This window comes from Ancylobacter mangrovi (genome assembly GCF_024752355.1).
Classification (GTDB): Bacteria; Pseudomonadota; Alphaproteobacteria; order Rhizobiales; family Xanthobacteraceae; genus Ancylobacter; species Ancylobacter mangrovi.
In genome coordinates, this window is sequence record NZ_JANTHZ010000002.1 from 625,566 (window position 1) to 641,190 (window position 15,625).

Sequence of the window (15,625 nt, forward strand, 5' to 3'; positions counted from 1 at the left end):
CGCCGCCGGCCGGCCGCGCGCGCTGCTAGCCGGAGAACTCGGTCTCGCGCTTGAGCACGTCCTCGGCTTCCGGATTGAGCGGATGAGCTTCGCGCTCGGGCGGGATCAGCGGTTCCGGCTCGACGACGCCGGTCAGGCCCGGATCGACGCCCCCCGCCTCCTGCAGCGCGAGCCGGGCAAGGTCGCGCTCGCGCACGTCGTTCACCGTCGCGCGCGCCGCCGCCGCGTCGAGCCCGCTCGCGCGCAGCGTCGCCTCGCCGAAGGTCAGCGCCGATTCGAAGGTTTCGCGGATCTCGAAGTCGACCCCGCGTGCGCGCAGCGCCAGCGTGTGGGTGCGGTCATAGGCGCGCACGAAGAGCTGCGGCGCGGGAATGTTGGAGCGCAATATGTCGATGATCCGGTCCGAGGTCTCGCGGCGGTCGACGCAGACGGCGATCACCCGCGCCCGCTCGGCACCGGCGGCGCGCAGCACCTCGAGCCGGGTGCCGTCGCCGTAATAGATGCGGAAGCCGAAGCGGCCGGCGTTCTGGATCATCTCCACGTCGTTGTCGATGATGGTCACGTCGAGCCCGCGCGCCAGCAGGCATTGCGAGACGATCTGGCCGAAGCGGCCGAAGCCGACCACCAGCACCGAGCCGTGCGCGTCGCTGAAGTCCTCGTCCGGCTCCTGCGTCACCGCGCTGCGCTCCAGCCGGCGCGCCAGCCGCTCGCCGAACAGCGCGATCGGCGGGCCGAGCAGCATGGTCATGCCGGCGCAGGCGGCGAGCATGTCGCTCTGGCGCGAGGTGATGAGGCCGAGGCCGAGCGCGAGCGGAAACAGCACGAAGGAGAACTCGCCGGCCGGGGTCAGCACCGAGGCCGAGCGCACCGCGTCCGCCCGCGTGCCTTCCGACAGGCGGAACACGGTCCACACCGAGACCGCCTTCACCAGCGTGACCAGCAGCGTGCCGACGATCAGCAGCCAGGCATTGGCGAGCACCACGGCGAGGTTCATCGACATGCCCACGCCCATGAAGAACAGGGCGACCAGAAGCCCGCGAAAGGCCTCCACATTGGCCTCCAGCTCGTGGCGGAAGCTCGATTCGGACAGCATCACCCCGGCGAGGAAGGCGCCCATCGCCATCGACATGCCGACCGACGCCATCAGCGCGCCGGCGCCGAGCACCACCAGCAGCGCGGCGGCGGTCATCACCTCGCGCGCGCCGCTGCGCGCCAGCACCTGGAACATCGGCGTCAGCAGGTAGCGCCCGGTAAGGATGACGATCGCCAGCGCGCCGACGATGATCGAGACGTGGCCGAGCCCCTGCTCGAAGGTCTGCGCCTCGTGGGTGCCGGGGGTGAGCAGCGGCATCAGCGCGATCAGCGGCACCACCGCCATGTCCTGGAACAGCAGCACCGCGAAGGCGCGCTGGCCATAGGGCTGGGACAGGCCGCCCTTCTCCTCGAGCAGCTGCAGCGCGATCGAGGTCGCCGACAGCGACAGAGCGAGCCCGGCGACCAGCGCCGCGCGCCAGTCGAAATCCTGGCCGGCGAAACGGGTGAGCGCGGCGATCGCCGTTCCGGTGAAGACGAGCTGCGCCAGCCCCATGCCGAAGATCGCCCGCTTGAGCGCGAGCAGGCGCGAGAGCTGGAGCTCCAGCCCGATGATGAAGAGCAGCAGCACGACGCCGATCTCGGCGACGGTGATGATGCGCTCGGGATCGTGGAACACGCCGATGCCCGAGGGGCCGATGGCGACCCCCGCGAGCAGATAGCCGACGATGGGGGAGAGGCCGAGGCGCCGCGCCACCGGCACGGCCACCACCGCCGTCACCAAGAATATCAGAGCACCAATAAGGTATCCCTGCCCCTCACCGTGCATTGACCACCGTGCCTTCGCCCCACGACCTCAAAATACCACTGCACGCTACAGGATGGCATGCCGCTTCGGGATGGCAGAACCATGGTTCTTTCACGGCTGCACGGTTTCCGTCCGGAAATGCGTAACCGGCCTCCCGAAAGGCCGCACGCGGTGTCCCCCGGAAGCCCGAAGCGGGCCCGGACGACGGCATCCCGGCGCGATACGAACACGCCCCCGAACGCCGGCGAGAGGGAGCGCGGCGTCAGGAAGCGCGAGCGGATCGGCGCGTGCCGGCCGGAAAACGGACGGGCGGGCCGCCTTCCGGCAGCCCGCCCCATCGATCGTCGGAAAGGGCCGTCCCCGGCCCGGGTCGCCCCGCCTCAGTGATGAGAAGCGGTCGGGCCGGGCGGGTTGAGCGTGGGATGGGGGGCTGGAATGGTGTCGCGGCTCACCGGCGGCAGCGTCTTCAGCGCCTCGAACACGGTCGGCATCAACCCGGCGCCGCCGGCGGCGATGTGGTCTTCCATGCGCGCGCGCATGCGCGGGTCCCAGAAGTCCTTCACATGCTTGGCGACGCCCTTCACGGCGCGCTCATGGCCCTGCGGCTCGAAGAACTTGCCGATCTGGTTGGCCATGTAGACCAGCCGGTCCATCGTGTTAGCCGACATGGGCCATCAACTCCGTCTGTGCCCCGCCGAACGCGATGCGATGGGGGTGGGTGAACACTTCAAATCCGTCGTCGCGGGCGATCGCCGCCAGCGTGATGCCCGAGGCCTCGGCCGTGCGCACGGCGAGCGCGGTGGGCGCGGACACCGCCACCAGCACCGGCGCCCCGAGCATGGCCGTCTTCTGTACCATCTCGATCGAGACCCGGCTGGTGAGCAGCACGATGCCGGCCGCCGCGTCCCGCCCGGTGCGGGCGAGATGGCCCACCAGCTTGTCGAGCGCGTTGTGACGCCCGACATCCTCGCGCACCGCCACCAGCCCGTCCCCGGGCTGCCAGAAGGCGGCGGCGTGGACGGCGCGGGTCTCGTGGTTCAGCCGCTGCGCGGGCGGCAGCGCGGCGATGGCCTCGCCGATCTGCGCCGCGGTGAAGCTGCGCCCCTCAGGCACCAGCTTCGCCGGCTTGGTGGCGAGCTCCAGGCTCTCGACCCCGCACAGGCCGCAGCCCGTGGGGCCGGCGATCTGGCGGCGGCGCGCCACCATCTGGCCGGCGCGCTCCTCGTTGAGCCAGAGGCGGATCTCCACCCCCTCGTCGAATTCCAGCGTCTCGATGGATTCGACGTCGGACAGGGAGCCGACCACACCCTCGGTGAGGCTGAAGCCGTAGCCGAAATCCTCAAGGTCGGCGGGCGTCGCCATCATCACGGCATAGGTAGAGCCGTTATGGACGATCGCGACCGCCGTCTCCTCGGGGATGGCGCGCTCGCCCGGACGCACCTCGCCCGCCTTGACGGCGAGACGAGGGACCCGGACGACCGGCGCGATCATGACACGCGTCCGCTCACTCCGCCGCGACCGCGATGCGGCGGCTCTGGCGGGCGAAGGCGTCATAGTCTTCCTGCCACTCGGACGGACCGTTCGAGCGCGAGATCTGCACCGCCGTCACCTTGAACTCGGGGCAGTTGGTCGCCCAGTCCGAGAAGTCGGTGGTGACGACGTTGGCCTGCGTGCCCGGGTGGTGGAAGGTGGTGTAGACGACGCCCGGCGCCACGCGGTCGGTGATCTCCGCGCGCAGCGTGGTCGAGCCGGCGCGACTGTCGATCCGCACCCAGTCGCCCTCGCGCACGCCGCGCTGCTCGGCGTCGTGCGGGTGGATCTCCAGCACGTCCTCCGGATGCCAGACGCTGTTCTCGGTGCGCCGGGTCTGCGCGCCGACATTGTACTGGCTGAGGATGCGGCCGGTGGTGAGCAGCAGCGGGAAGCGGGCGCCCGAGCGCTCGTCGGTCGGCACGTATTCGGTGACGACGAACTTGCCCTTGCCGCGCGCGAAGCCGTTGATGTGCATGATCGGCATGCCCTCGGGATTGGCGTCGTTGCAGGGCCACTGCACCGAGCCCATCTCGTCGAGCTTCTTGAACGACACGCCGGCGAAGGTCGGGGTCAGCGCCGCGATCTCGTCCATGACCTGCGAGGGGTGGGTGTAGGTCCAGTCCAGCCCGATCGCCTGGGCGAGCATCTGGGTCACCTCCCAGTCGCCATAGCCGTTCTTCGGCGCCATCACCTTGCGCACGAGCTGGATGCGGCGCTCGGCATTGGTGAAGGTGCCGTCCTTCTCGAGGAAGGTGCAGCCCGGCAGGAAGACATGGGCGTAGTTGGCGGTCTCGTTCAGGAACAGGTCCTGCACGATGACGAGCTCCATCGCCGCCAGGCCCGCCGCCACGTGGTGCGTGTCGGGGTCCGACTGGAGGATGTCCTCACCCTGGATGTAGATCGCCTTGAAGGTGCCGTCGACCGCCGAGTCCAGCATGTTGGGGATGCGCAGGCCCGGCTCCGGATCGAGCGGCCGGCCCCACATCGCCTCGAAGGTGGCGCGGGTGGCATCATCGGAGATGTGGCGGTAGCCCGGCAGCTCGTGCGGGAACGAGCCCATGTCGCACGAGCCCTGCACGTTGTTCTGGCCGCGCAGCGGGTTCACGCCGACGCCGCGGCGGCCGATATTGCCGGTCGCCATGGCGAGGTTGGCGATGGCCATGACGGTGGTCGAGCCCTGCGAGTGCTCGGTGACGCCGAGGCCGTAATAGATCGCCGCATTGCCGCCGGTGGCGTAGAGCCGGGCGGCGCCGCGGATCAGCTCGGCCGGCACGCCGGACAGCTTCTGGACCTCTTCAGGCGAGTGGCGCTGGTCGGCGACGAACTCGGCCCAGTCCTGGAACTCGTCCCAGTCGCAGTACTGGCGGACATATTCCTCGTTCACCAGACCCTCGGTCACCACCACATGGGCGAGCGAGGTGACGACGGCGACGTTGGTGCCCGGCTGCAGCGGCAGGTGGAAGTCGGCCTTGATGTGGGCCGAGCGCACGAGATCGATGCGGCGCGGATCGACGACGATCAGCTTCGCACCCTCGCGCAGGCGCTTCTTCATGCGCGAGCCGAACACCGGGTGGCCGTCGGTCGGGTTGGCGCCGATGATCAGGATGACGTCCGAATCCTCGACCGAATCGAAGTCCTGGGTGCCAGCCGAGGTGCCGAAAGCCTGGTTGAGGCCGTAGCCGGTCGGCGAGTGGCACACCCGCGCGCAGGTATCGACATTGTTGGTGCCGAAGCCGGCGCGGATCAGCTTCTGGACCAGATAGGCCTCCTCGTTGGTGCAACGAGAGGAGGTGATGCCGCCGACCGACTTGCGGCCATAGGCGTCCTGGATCCGCTTCAGCTCGGAGGCGGTGTGGGCGATCGCCTCCTCCCAGGTGACCTCACGCCACGGGTCGGTGACCTTGGCGCGGATCATCGGGTTGAGGACGCGGTCCTGATGGGTGGCATAGCCCCAGGCGAAGCGGCCCTTGACGCAGGAATGGCCGCGATTGGCCTTGCCGTCCTTCCACGGCACCATGCGCACGACTTCCTCGCCGCGCATCTCCGCCTTGAAGGTGCAGCCGACGCCGCAATAGGCGCAGGTGGTGACGACCGAGTGCTCGGGCGTGCCGATCTCGATCAGGCGCTTCTCGGACAGGGTGGCGGTCGGGCAGGCCTGCACGCAGGCGCCGCAGGACACGCATTCCGAGGTCAGGAAGGCTTCCGACTGGCCGGCCGAGACGCGCGAATCGAAGCCGCGGCCGGAGATCGTCAGGGCGAAGGTGCCCTGCACTTCCTCGCAGGCGCGCACGCAGCGATTGCAGACGATGCACTTGGACGGGTCATAGGTGAAGTAGGGGTTCGATTCGTCCTTCGGGAGGGTGAGCTCGGAGGCCGGGGCGAAGTGGTTCGCGCCCTCCATGCCGTAGCGCACCTCGCGCAGGCCGACCGCGCCGGCCATGTCCTGCAGCTCGCAGTCGCCATTGGCGGCGCAGGTGAGGCAGTCCAGCGGGTGGTCGGAGATGTAGAGCTCCATCACGCCCCTGCGAAGCTGGGCGAGGCGGGCCGTCTGGGTGTGCACCTTCATGCCCGGCGCCACCGGCGTGGTGCAGGAGGCGGGCGTGCCGTTGCGGCCCTCGATCTCGACCAGGCACAGACGGCAGGAGCCGAAGGCGTCGAGCGAATCGGTGGCGCAGAGCTTGGGGATCTGGGTCCCCATCTCCATCGCGGCGCGCATGATGGAGGTACCTTCGCGCACCGACACTTCCATGCCGTCGATGGTGAGCGTCACCATCTTGTCGGTCCTGGGGGCGGGCGTACCGTAGTCGATCTCATGGACGAGGGACATGGTTTGCGTCCTCCTCATTCAGCGGCTTCGAGGCGTGGCGGGGCGCCGAATTCCTCAGGGAAGTGGTTCAGCGCGCTCAGCACCGGATATGGGGTGAAACCCCCAAGGGCGCAAAGCGATCCAAGTTTCATGGTCTGGCAGAGGTCGGTAAGGGTGGCGAGGTTCGCCTCGACCCGCTCGCCGGCCATGATGCGGTCCAGCAGCTCGACCCCGCGGGTGGAGCCGATGCGGCACGGCGTGCACTTGCCGCAGCTCTCGACCGAGCAGAACTCCATGGCGAAGCGCGCCATCTTCGGCATGTCCGCGTCCTCGTCGAAGACGACGATGCCGCCATGGCCGATCAGCGCGTCCTTGGCCGCGAAGGCCTCGTAGTCGAAGGGCAGGTCGAACTGCCAGGTCGGCACATAGGCGCCGAGCGGGCCGCCCACCTGGGCCGCCTTGACCGGCTTGCCGGTGGCGGTGCCGCCACCGATGTCGTTGACCAGCTCGCCGAGCGAGATGCCGAAGGCGGTCTCGAACAGGCCGCCATGCTTGATGTTGCCGGCGATCTGGATCGGCATCGTGCCGCGCGAGCGGCCCATGCCGAAATTGGCGTAGAACTCGCCGCCATCGGCCAGGATGTGCGGCACGGCGGTCAGCGAGAGCACGTTGTTGATGACGGTCGGCTTCTGGAACAGGCCCTTGTGCGCCGGCAGCGGCGGCTTGGCGCGCACCGTGCCGCGCCCGCCCTCGAGGCTGTCGAGCAGCGCCGTCTCCTCGCCGCACACATAGGCGCCCGCGCCCATGCGCACTTCCATGTCGAAGCTGTACGGCGAGCCGGCGATGTTCACGCCCAGCATGCCGTGGGCCCGCGCGACCTGGATCGCCTTCTCCATCGCCGCGATGGCGTGGGGATATTCGGAGCGGGTGTAGACGTAGCCCTTGGTGGCGCCCACCGCGATGCCGGCGATGGTCATGCCCTCGATCAGCTCGAAGGGATCGCCTTCCATGATCATGCGGTCGGCGAAGGTGCCGCTGTCGCCCTCGTCGGCGTTGCAGACGATGTATTTGCGGTCGTCCTGCGCATCGGCCACCGTCTTCCACTTGATGGCTGTGGGGAAGCCCGCGCCGCCGCGCCCGCGAAGGCCCGACTTCTTGACCTCCTCGATGATCTCGACCGGGCCGAGCTGCAGCGCGCGCTCAAGGCCCTTGTAGCCGCCCATGGCGACGTAGTCGCTGTAGGAGGCCGGGTCGACGATGCCGCACCGCGCGAAGGTGAGGCGGGTCTGCTTGGCGAGGAAGGGATGCTCCTCCGGCTTGCCGATGCGCAGCGCGTGCGCGCCGCCGGTCAGGAAGCCGGCCTCGAACAGGCCCTCGACGTCGCCCTCTTCCACCGGGCCGTAGGCAATGCGCCCCTCGGGGGTCACCACCTCGATCATCGGCTCCAGCCACAGCATGCCGCGCGAGCCGTTGCGAACGATCTCGACCGGCTGGCGGCGGGTGAGCGCCGCGGCCTGGATCGCCTCGGCCACCTCGTCGGCGCCGCACGCGACCGCGCAGGCGTCCTTGGGAACGTAGATACGGATGCTCACGACTGCGCCTCCGTGATCAGCTTGTCGAGCCGGTTCTCGTTGAGCCGGGCGACGATGCGCCCGTCCAGCATCGCCGAGGGCGCCGTCGCGCACAGGCCGAGGCAGTAGATCGGCTCGACCGTCACGCGGCCGTCCGCCGTGGTCTCGCCCAGCTTGCAGCCGAGCCGCTGCTCGGCATGGGCGGCGAGCGCGTCGCCGCCGGCGGCCTGGCACGCCTCGGCGCGGCACAGCTTCAGCACGTGCTGGCCAGCGGGCTCGTGGCGGAAATCATGATAGAACGTCACCACGCCATGCACCTCGGCGCGCGAGACGTTGAGGTGTTCGGCGAGCATCGGCACAACCGCGTCCGGTACATGGCCGAAGGTCTCCTGCATCGCATGGAGCATCGGCATGAGGGGACCCTCGAGGTGCGCGAACTCCGCGATCACGGCGCGGGCGCGATCTTCGCTCCAGGGTTCGTAATGCGGCATTTCTCCCGGCCTTCTTTTAGAATTTTCCAAAGAAAAAGATCTAATGCCTTTTGGATAAAATCAATTCCGGTGTTTCGTGCCTCGATAGAATTTTTCTATCGTCAAGGTACCACGGCCCGTGTCGGATCGCCGCGCCGCAATGTTCCCTAATTGTTCTTGACGCATGGCGGCAAGCCCTTAATCTGCGGGCATTCGGGCGATGGAGCGCGGGTGGGGACGAGGCGACGTTCGGGGGGCGGCCATGGTCCAGCGAGTGGCGACGGTGGCGTTCGAGGGGGTGGAGGCGCGCCCGGTCGACGTTCAGATTCAGGTGAGTTCCGGCCTGCCGGCCTTCAACCTGGTCGGGCTCGCCGACAAGGCGGTGACTGAGGCCAAGGAGCGGGTGCGCGCGGCGCTGATCGCCTCCGGCCTCGCCCTGCCGGCCAAACGCATCACCGTCAACCTCGCCCCCGCCGACCTGCCGAAGGAAGGCAGCCATTACGACCTGCCGATCGCGCTCGGCCTGATGGCGGCGATCGGCGCCATCGCCGCGGACGCGCTTGAGGGTTACACGGTGGTGGGCGAGCTGGCGCTCGACGGGCGGATCGCCCCGGTCGCCGGCGTGCTGCCGGCCGCGATCGGTGCCAATGCGCGCGGCCACGGGCTGATCTGCCCGGCCGAATGCGGCTGCGAGGCAGCCTGGGCGAGCCCTGAGATGGCGGTGCTGGCGCCGGCCTCGCTGATCCAGCTCGTCAATCACTTCGCCGGCCGGCAGACGCTCGGTCGGCCCGAGCCGCGGCTCGAGGCCGGCAACACTGCGCTGCCCGACCTCGCCGAGGTGAAGGGGCAGGAGACGGCCAAGCGCGCGCTCGAGATCGCCGCCGCCGGCCGGCACAACCTGCTGCTGTGCGGCCCGCCGGGGGCGGGAAAGTCCATGCTCGCCCAGCGCCTGCCCTCGATCCTGCCTCCGCTCGCGCCCGCCGAGCTGCTCGAAGTGTCGATGATCGCCTCCGTCGCCGGGGCGCTGCAGGGCGGGGCGCTGACCAATCGCCGCCCGTTCCGCGCGCCGCACCATTCGGCCAGCATGGCGGCGATGGTGGGCGGGGGCATGCGGGCGCGCCCGGGCGAGGTGTCGCTCGCCCATGGCGGGGTGCTGTTCCTCGACGAGTTGCCGGAATTCGCGCCCGCCGTGCTCGATTCGCTGCGCCAGCCGCTGGAGACCGGCGAGGCGGTCATCGCCCGCGCCAATCACCGCATCGCCTATCCTGCCCGGTTCCAGCTCATCGCGGCGATGAACCCGTGCCGGTGCGGGCGCGCGGGCGAGCCGGGCCATACCTGCCGGCGCGGCCCGCGCTGCGCGAGCGACTATCAGGAGCGGCTGTCGGGCCCGTTCCTCGACCGCATCGACCTTCATCTCGAGGTGCCGGCGGTCTCGGCCATCGACCTGGTGCGCCCGGGCCCGGCCGAGCCGAGCGCGGCGGTGGCCGCGCGGGTGATGGCGGCGCGCGAGGCCCAGCGCGCGCGCTTCGTCACCCTCGGCCGGCCGGACCTGTTCACCAATGCCGAGGCGAGCGGCCCGATGCTGGAGACCATAGCCTCGCCCGACGCGGCGGGCGGCGCGCTCCTCGCCGACGCGGCGCGGCTGATGCGGCTGTCGGCGCGCGGCTATCACCGCGTGCTGCGGGTGGCGCGCACGCTGGCCGACCTCGCCGGCGCCGAATCGGTCGGCCGCGCCCAGATCGCCGAAGCCCTCGCCTACCGCTCCGCCGCCGACCGCGCGGCAGCGGCGGCGTGAGGGGGTGGGTTGGGGGTGCTGCGTGCGATGGGCATGTACCGGGTGGCGAGATGGGTGCGTGGCGGGGGAATCGCCGGGCAGTCGGGAGGCGGAAGAGAGGCGCAGAGCGGCCTAAAGAGAGCGACCTAGTTGTGGGAGCGTCCGACGACAGTAGAGCGGCGGTGATAGTCGCCGCGGCAGCGGCCGTTGGTCCGCCTTAGTCGCCGGTGTTTGAAGATCAGGATGGAGCCGCCGAGAAGGTGGCAAGCGCTGAATTGCTCCACACCGACAGCGGCTTGGTCCGCCCGAGGCGCAGGCGCGTGTGGGCGAACGGATGTTGGCCGGTGCGGGAATCGGCCGGCGTCGGCGGGTTCGGAGATCGGCAAGGGTCTTGCCAAACGAGGACGCGGTTGTCGGGCATCCTGGCTCGAAGGCGGGTCAGGCTTCCGGTGGGAGGTTTCTCGCTGAAATCCTCCGGGCGCAATGTTCTGGACTTGCCGCGCCGGCGCACATGTCGACGCCAACCGGCCTGCCAGTGCCGGACCATGGCGTCCGCCACCCGGCATCGAGCCTCCCGCACACCGGCTGCCCCCGGGGCGCATCCGAGCCTGCTCCGCACACTCGGGTTTCGGGTCACCCCAATTTGCCCGAATGCCTCCGTCCCGGCAAAGTCCAGCCCCGCCTTTGCCAGACCTCGCGCCTCCGACTACCCTTGCGTCAGCTCCGGTCTCCGCCACGCCGCCGCGACCCGGCGGACGGGACTCGCGCGGCGGGGTCGGGTCTGTCACATACGCGTCCGACAAATGTGATTCCTGTCGTAGAACGCTATAGTGTGACGAGGGTCAGGGGCCGGGTCATGACGCAGATGCTCGCCGACGGACATGCCGGGAACGCACCTTCCGCCGTCGCCAGCGCGTTGCGCCAGATATTCGGCGGGCGGGGTCTGTTCCCGGTCGCGCCGGCCGTTGCCGTCCCGGCTTCCCCGATCTCCGCTGAGGCGATCCCCGCAGCCGCCCAGCCCGCTCCCGTTCCCCCAGCCGCCGGCCGGGCGGCGCCGCTTCGGCTGGTGCCGGCGGCGTTCGCGCCCTCGCGGCTGATGCCGGCGCTGCGCTCCTATTCGGGCCTGCGCCACCGCGAGAGCCGGCGCGACCCCGGCCCGGTCACGCTCGGGCGCATCGGCGCGCTCGAGGTGCGGCTCGCCACCACGGCGGCCGACGTGCGCCGCGCCCAGCGCCTGCGCTACGAGGTGTTCTACGAGGAGATGTCGGCGATTCCTGCCGCCGCCGCCCGCCTCGCCCGGCGCGATTTCGACCATTTCGACGCCATCTGCGATCACCTTCTCGTGCTCGACCACGAGGATTGCCGGATGGTGCGCGGCAAGCGCGTGCCGCGCGTGGTGGGCACCTACCGCCTGCTGCGCCAGGAAATCGCCGACCGCCATGGCGGGTTCTACACCGCCGGCGAGTTCGACATCGGCCCGCTGATCGCCCGCCACCCGCACCGCCGCTTCCTCGAGCTCGGCCGCTCCTGCGTGCTGCGCCCCTACCGCACCAAGCGCACGGTGGAACTGCTGTGGCACGGCATCTGGGCCTATGTGCGCCGGCACGGCATCGACGTCATGTTCGGATGCGCCAGCCTCGAGGGCACGGACATCGCCGCGCTCGCCCGGCCGCTGTCCTTCCTGCACCACTTCGCGCCCGCGGATGCGGAATGGTCGGCCGCGGCGCTGGCGCACAACATGGTGGCGATGGACCTCGTCGCCTCCGAGGCGCTCGACGCCAAGGCGGCGCTGGTCGAGCTGCCGCCGCTGATCAAGGGCTATCTGCGGCTCGGCGCCCAGATCGGCCGCGGGGCGGTGGTCGACCGCCAGTTCGGCACCACCGACGTGCTCATCGTGCTGCCGGTCGAGCGCATCAACCCGCGCTACCTCGATCATTTCGGCGTCAACGCCGAGCGCCACGCGGCCTGAACACCCGCCGCCCGGCTCCCCGGAAGGCAACCCGGCGACGCGCCTCGCGGTTTTCGCCGCGCGCATGAGCGAAGCCGAATCCGTCGCAAGGCAAGGTCCTGCGCAAACCCGGCCGGCGGAGCGGACATGCGCGGCCGCAAAGTCGCGCAACCATGCCGCTTCGCCAGCGCGTGGCCGGAGCTTGGGCGGCGGACGGCAGCGGCCGGGCGGTATCTTGCGCGGGTCGCCGGCACTGCCCATATGCTGAGGCAACGGAATGCCCCCCGGGGGTTCCACAACGCAAAGTCGCTTCAGACGAGGACTTTGGGAGCATGTCGCGTATCCCCACGCTGTCGAGCCCCTTTCTGCTCGGCTTTGACGAGGTCGAGCGGGCGCTCGATCGCGTCATGAAGGGTTCGGACGGCTACCCGCCCTACAATGTGGAGCGGGTGTCGGTGCCGGGCCAGCCGGACAGGCTCCGCATCACGCTGGCGGTCGCCGGGTTCACCCGCGACCAGCTCGACGTGACGCTGGAGGAGAAGGAGCTCGTCATCCGCGGGCGGCAGCTCGACGAGACCGATCGTGTCTATCTTCACCGCGGCATCGCCGCGCGCCAGTTCCAGCGCACCTTCGTGCTGGCCGACGGCATGCGGGTGATCGGCGCCGATCTGAAGAACGGTCTTCTCTCGGTCGATCTGGTCCGGCCGGAACCGGAACGCGTCGTCCGGCGTATCTCCATTGCGACCGACGAATGAAGCCCGAAGCCGGTCTCGACAGCTAGACAGGAGTCGCGGACCATGACCAACGAATTCGAGATCAATTCGCCCGACGCAGGCTCGGCCGTGGCCGGTGCCCTTTCGCCGGAGGCCTTCGCCAATCTCGGCGGCGGGCACATCGCCTATGTGCGTGCCATCGATTCGCAGATGGCGGCCGAGCTGTTCCCGCAGGCGCGGCTCGCGCCGGGGCTGAAGCTCTTCACCCTGCACGCCGCCGACGGCACGCCGATGATGCTGACCGACAGCCGCGAGGCCGCCGTCGCCAGCGCGATGCAGAACGAGCTGGTGACGCTCAGCGTGCACTGACGCCGCCTCGGGACTACACGGCGTCGGCCGAACGGGCCGGTAGGCGTCCGGAAATAGGTAAAACGCCGCCATCTCCCGCCGCCCATGAGCGGCGCCGCGATGGCGGCGTTTTATTTCGTAAACGAAACGAGGCCGGCTGACGTCTCGTAGGCGTCAGCCATTCCCCGCCTCACCCCTTCCGCCCTAGCCCTTCCGCTTGGCCTCGATCACGTCCCAGATCCGCGCCGCGATGTTCGGCCCGCCGAGACGGGCGATGGCGCGGATGCCGGTCGGCGCGGTGACGTTGATCTCGGTAAGATTGCCGTCGATCACGTCGATGCCGGTGAAGAGCAGGCCGCGGGCGCGCAGCGCCGGGCCGAGCCGCTCGCAGATCTCGCGCTCGCGCGGGGTCAGGTCGGTCTCCTTGGCCGCCCCGCCGCGCACCATGTTGGAGCGCAGGTCGCCCTCGCTCGGCACCCGGTTCACCGCCCCGGCGAACTCGCCGTCGACCAGGATGATGCGCTTGTCGCCGTGCTTCACCTCGGGAATGAAGCGCTGCACCACCCAGGCCTCGCGGAAGGTGGTGGCGAACAGGTCGTAGAGCGAGCCGAAATTGAGGTCGTCGCGCGTCAGCCGGAACACCGAGGCGCCGCCATGGCCGTAGAGTGGTTTGACCACGATGTCGCCGAACTCCTCGCGGAACGCCTTGATCTCGTCGAGGGCGCGCGTGATCAGCGTCGGCGGCATCAGCTCGGGAAACTCGGTGACGAAGATCTTCTCCGGCGCGTTGCGCACATGGGCCGGGTCGTTCACCACCAGCGTCTTCGGGTGCACGCGCTCCAGCAGGTGCGTGGCGGTGATGTAGTTCATGTCGAAGGGCGGGTCCTGGCGCATCAGGATGACGTCGTAGCTGTCGAGGCGCACCCGCTTCGCCTCGCCGAGGGTGAAATGGTCCCCCGCCACGTCGCGCACCTCGAGCGCCCGGGTGGTGGCGAACACCTCGCCGTCGCGCATGGCGAGGCGGTCGGTGGTGTAATAGGAGAGCGCGTGCCCGCGCGCCTGCGCCTCGAGCAGCAGCGCGAAGGCGGAATCGCCCGCAATGTTGATGCGGTCGATCGGGTCCATCTGGACGGCGACATTGAGCGTCATGGGAGGTCTTCTCGGAGGAGGGGGCCGCGTGGCGGCATTCCCTTCCTGTTTAGCCGCTCGCGCGCCGACATGCCATGACGGGCGCGGCCGGTAGCGACCGGATCGGCGGTGCTAGCCGACCTCGAAGGCGCCGGGCAGGTGCACCGGCGCGCGGCCGGGCGCCACCAGCACCACGTCGAGCCGCATGTCGAGCCCCGCATAGGCCGGATTGCGGGCGAGGAAGATCTCCGCCGCCTCGCCGATCCGCCGGCGCTGGCGCGGCAGGATCGATTCCGCCGCCGCCGTGAGACTGGCGCGCGCCTTCACCTCGACGAAGACAAGCAGGTCGTCGCGGCGCGCGATCAGGTCGATCTCGCCGCGCGGCGTGCGCACCCGGGTCGCGAGCACGGCGAAACCCTTCGATTCCAGCAGCCGCGCCGCCGCCGCCTCGGCGTCGACCCCGCGCGTGAAGGCGGCGCGGCGGGCCTCAGTCATCCCCCTCGCCCTGCTGCAGCGCCAGCGCGCGGGCATAGACGGCGCGCCGCGGCACGCCCATCGCCGCCGCCACCGCCGCCGCCGCGTCCTTCACCGACAGGGTGGCGAGCGCCCGGCGCAGCGCCGCGTCGACATCCTCCTCGTCCGCCGCCGCCGCGACCGGTGCCCCGATCACCAGCACGATCTCGCCCTTCGGCGGCCCGGCTTCGGCGTAATGGGCGGCGAGGGTGTCGAGAGGGCCGCGCCGCACCTCCTCGAACGCCTTGGTCAGCTCGCGGCACACCGCCGCCGGGCGCGCGCCGAGGCCGGCGGCGAGGTCGGCGAGGCAGTCGGGCAGGCGCGGGCCGGTCTCGTAGAGCACCAGCGTCGCGGGGATCGCCTTCAGCTCGGCGATGCGGTTTCGCCGCGCGCCACTCTTGGCCGGCAGGAACCCCTCGAAGAAGAAGCGGTCGGTCGGCAGCCCGGCCGCCACCAGCGCGGCGAGGCTCGCCGAGGCGCCGGGCAGCGGCACCACGCGGTGTCCCGCCTCGATCGCCGCGCCGACCAGCTTGTAGCCTGGATCGGAAACCAGCGGCGTGCCGGCATCCGATACCAGCGCCAGCGCCGCCCCTTCCGCCAGCCGTGCCAGCAGCCGCGGGCGCACCTGCTCGGCATTGTGGTCGTGATAGACGGTGAGCGGCGTTTCGATGCCGTAACGATCCAGCAGGCGCCGGGTGACGCGCGTGTCCTCGCACACGACGAGGTCGGCGCCGGCCAGCGTCTCCAGTGCCCGCAAAGTGACGTCGCCGAGATTGCCGATCGGGGTCGCGACGACATAGAGGCCGGGCTGCGGCCGCGCGACGGCGACCTCATACGCGCCGGACGGGGCGCCGGGGTCGGCGCCGGGCCGGGAGCCGAGGCGGAAGAGGCGGGGGCGGGCGGGCGATTCGCTGGCGTTCATGCGGCCGCACTCTAGAACCGCCGGCCGGCGCCGTCATGCCCGCCGGCAAGCACCCCGCA

The 15,625-nt window shown here is 70.2% G+C and carries 13 protein-coding genes; 4 read left to right on the forward strand and 9 right to left on the reverse strand.

The genetic code is table 11. The features are described 5' to 3' along the window. Positions 1-25: 25 nt before the first annotated feature. The 6 genes from NVS89_RS08265 to NVS89_RS08290 form a co-directional block, all read right to left on the reverse strand. Positions 26-1,813, reverse strand: coding sequence for a monovalent cation:proton antiporter-2 (CPA2) family protein (locus NVS89_RS08265; RefSeq protein WP_258732132.1), 1,788 nt, complete (start codon positions 1,811-1,813; stop codon positions 26-28). Positions 1,814-2,220: 407 nt separating this feature from the next. Continuing rightward, complete coding sequence (locus NVS89_RS08270; protein WP_258732133.1) at positions 2,221-2,508, reverse strand: formate dehydrogenase subunit delta; 288 nt, start codon at positions 2,506-2,508, stop codon at positions 2,221-2,223. Further along, positions 2,498-3,331 carry a formate dehydrogenase accessory sulfurtransferase FdhD gene (gene fdhD / locus NVS89_RS08275; protein WP_258732134.1) on the reverse strand — a complete coding sequence of 278 codons (834 nt, stop codon included), beginning with the start codon at positions 3,329-3,331 and terminating at the stop codon, positions 2,498-2,500. Before fdhD ends, NVS89_RS08270 begins: the two co-directional genes overlap by 11 nt. Positions 3,332-3,344: 13 nt before the next feature. Continuing rightward, a complete protein-coding gene (gene fdhF / locus NVS89_RS08280) occupies positions 3,345-6,200 on the reverse strand; it encodes a formate dehydrogenase subunit alpha (RefSeq protein ID WP_258732136.1) in 2,856 nt (951 codons plus the stop codon). A gap of 14 nt (positions 6,201-6,214) precedes the next feature. Then, positions 6,215-7,771: a formate dehydrogenase beta subunit gene (locus NVS89_RS08285; RefSeq protein WP_258732137.1), complete on the reverse strand. Its 1,557-nt coding sequence runs from the start codon at positions 7,769-7,771 to the stop codon at positions 6,215-6,217. Continuing rightward, a complete protein-coding gene (locus NVS89_RS08290) occupies positions 7,768-8,241 on the reverse strand; it encodes a formate dehydrogenase subunit gamma (RefSeq protein WP_258732138.1) in 474 nt (157 codons plus the stop codon). The genes NVS89_RS08285 and NVS89_RS08290 overlap by 4 nt, the downstream gene beginning before the upstream one ends. A 241-nt stretch (positions 8,242-8,482) precedes the next feature. Between NVS89_RS08290 and NVS89_RS08295 the strand changes: the two genes are divergently transcribed. The 4 genes from NVS89_RS08295 (at position 8,483) to NVS89_RS08310 (ending at position 13,024) form a co-directional block, all read left to right on the forward strand. Continuing rightward, positions 8,483-10,015: a YifB family Mg chelatase-like AAA ATPase gene (locus NVS89_RS08295; RefSeq protein WP_258732139.1), complete on the forward strand. Its 1,533-nt coding sequence runs from the start codon at positions 8,483-8,485 to the stop codon at positions 10,013-10,015. A gap of 1,075 nt (positions 10,016-11,090) precedes the next feature. After that, entirely contained in the window at positions 11,091-11,963 is an 873-nt protein-coding gene (gene olsB, locus NVS89_RS08300; RefSeq protein ID WP_258732375.1) for a l-ornithine N(alpha)-acyltransferase, read from the forward strand. Positions 11,964-12,274: 311 nt separating this feature from the next. Next, positions 12,275-12,697: an Hsp20 family protein gene (locus tag NVS89_RS08305; RefSeq protein WP_258732140.1), complete on the forward strand. Its 423-nt coding sequence runs from the start codon at positions 12,275-12,277 to the stop codon at positions 12,695-12,697. A gap of 42 nt (positions 12,698-12,739) precedes the next feature. Beyond that, on the forward strand, positions 12,740-13,024 hold the full coding sequence (locus NVS89_RS08310) for a BQ00720 family protein (RefSeq protein WP_258732141.1): 285 nt from the start codon (positions 12,740-12,742) through the stop codon (positions 13,022-13,024). A gap of 183 nt (positions 13,025-13,207) precedes the next feature. Here the strand turns inward: NVS89_RS08310 and gshB are convergent, their stop codons facing one another. From gshB to rsmI, 3 genes are all read right to left on the reverse strand, one after another. After that, positions 13,208-14,152 carry a glutathione synthase gene (gene gshB / locus NVS89_RS08315; protein WP_258732142.1) on the reverse strand — a complete coding sequence of 315 codons (945 nt, stop codon included), beginning with the start codon at positions 14,150-14,152 and terminating at the stop codon, positions 13,208-13,210. Between the two features lie 111 nt (positions 14,153-14,263). Continuing rightward, positions 14,264-14,626, reverse strand: a complete 363-nt coding sequence (locus NVS89_RS08320; protein WP_258732143.1) for a YraN family protein — start codon at positions 14,624-14,626, stop codon at positions 14,264-14,266. Then, on the reverse strand, positions 14,619-15,566 hold the full coding sequence (gene rsmI / locus NVS89_RS08325; RefSeq protein ID WP_258732144.1) for a 16S rRNA (cytidine(1402)-2'-O)-methyltransferase: 948 nt from the start codon (positions 15,564-15,566) through the stop codon (positions 14,619-14,621). Before rsmI ends, NVS89_RS08320 begins: the two co-directional genes overlap by 8 nt. Positions 15,567-15,625: the final 59 nt, after the last annotated feature.

Coding starts and splice junctions, on each gene's coding strand:
- NVS89_RS08270 (WP_258732133.1), bottom strand. CDS start 2,508: ATGTCGGCTAACACGATGGACCGGCTGGTCTACATGGCCAACCAGATC.
- fdhF (WP_258732136.1), bottom strand. CDS start 6,200: ATGTCCCTCGTCCATGAGATCGACTACGGTACGCCCGCCCCCAGGACC.
- NVS89_RS08305 (WP_258732140.1), top strand. CDS start 12,275: ATGTCGCGTATCCCCACGCTGTCGAGCCCCTTTCTGCTCGGCTTTGAC.
- NVS89_RS08295 (WP_258732139.1), top strand. CDS start 8,483: ATGGTCCAGCGAGTGGCGACGGTGGCGTTCGAGGGGGTGGAGGCGCGC.
- NVS89_RS08290 (WP_258732138.1), bottom strand. CDS start 8,241: ATGCCGCATTACGAACCCTGGAGCGAAGATCGCGCCCGCGCCGTGATC.
- rsmI (WP_258732144.1), bottom strand. CDS start 15,566: ATGAACGCCAGCGAATCGCCCGCCCGCCCCCGCCTCTTCCGCCTCGGC.
- olsB (WP_258732375.1), top strand. CDS start 11,091: ATGCCGGCGCTGCGCTCCTATTCGGGCCTGCGCCACCGCGAGAGCCGG.
- NVS89_RS08310 (WP_258732141.1), top strand. CDS start 12,740: ATGACCAACGAATTCGAGATCAATTCGCCCGACGCAGGCTCGGCCGTG.
- fdhD (WP_258732134.1), bottom strand. CDS start 3,331: ATGATCGCGCCGGTCGTCCGGGTCCCTCGTCTCGCCGTCAAGGCGGGC.
- gshB (WP_258732142.1), bottom strand. CDS start 14,152: ATGACGCTCAATGTCGCCGTCCAGATGGACCCGATCGACCGCATCAAC.
- NVS89_RS08320 (WP_258732143.1), bottom strand. CDS start 14,626: ATGACTGAGGCCCGCCGCGCCGCCTTCACGCGCGGGGTCGACGCCGAG.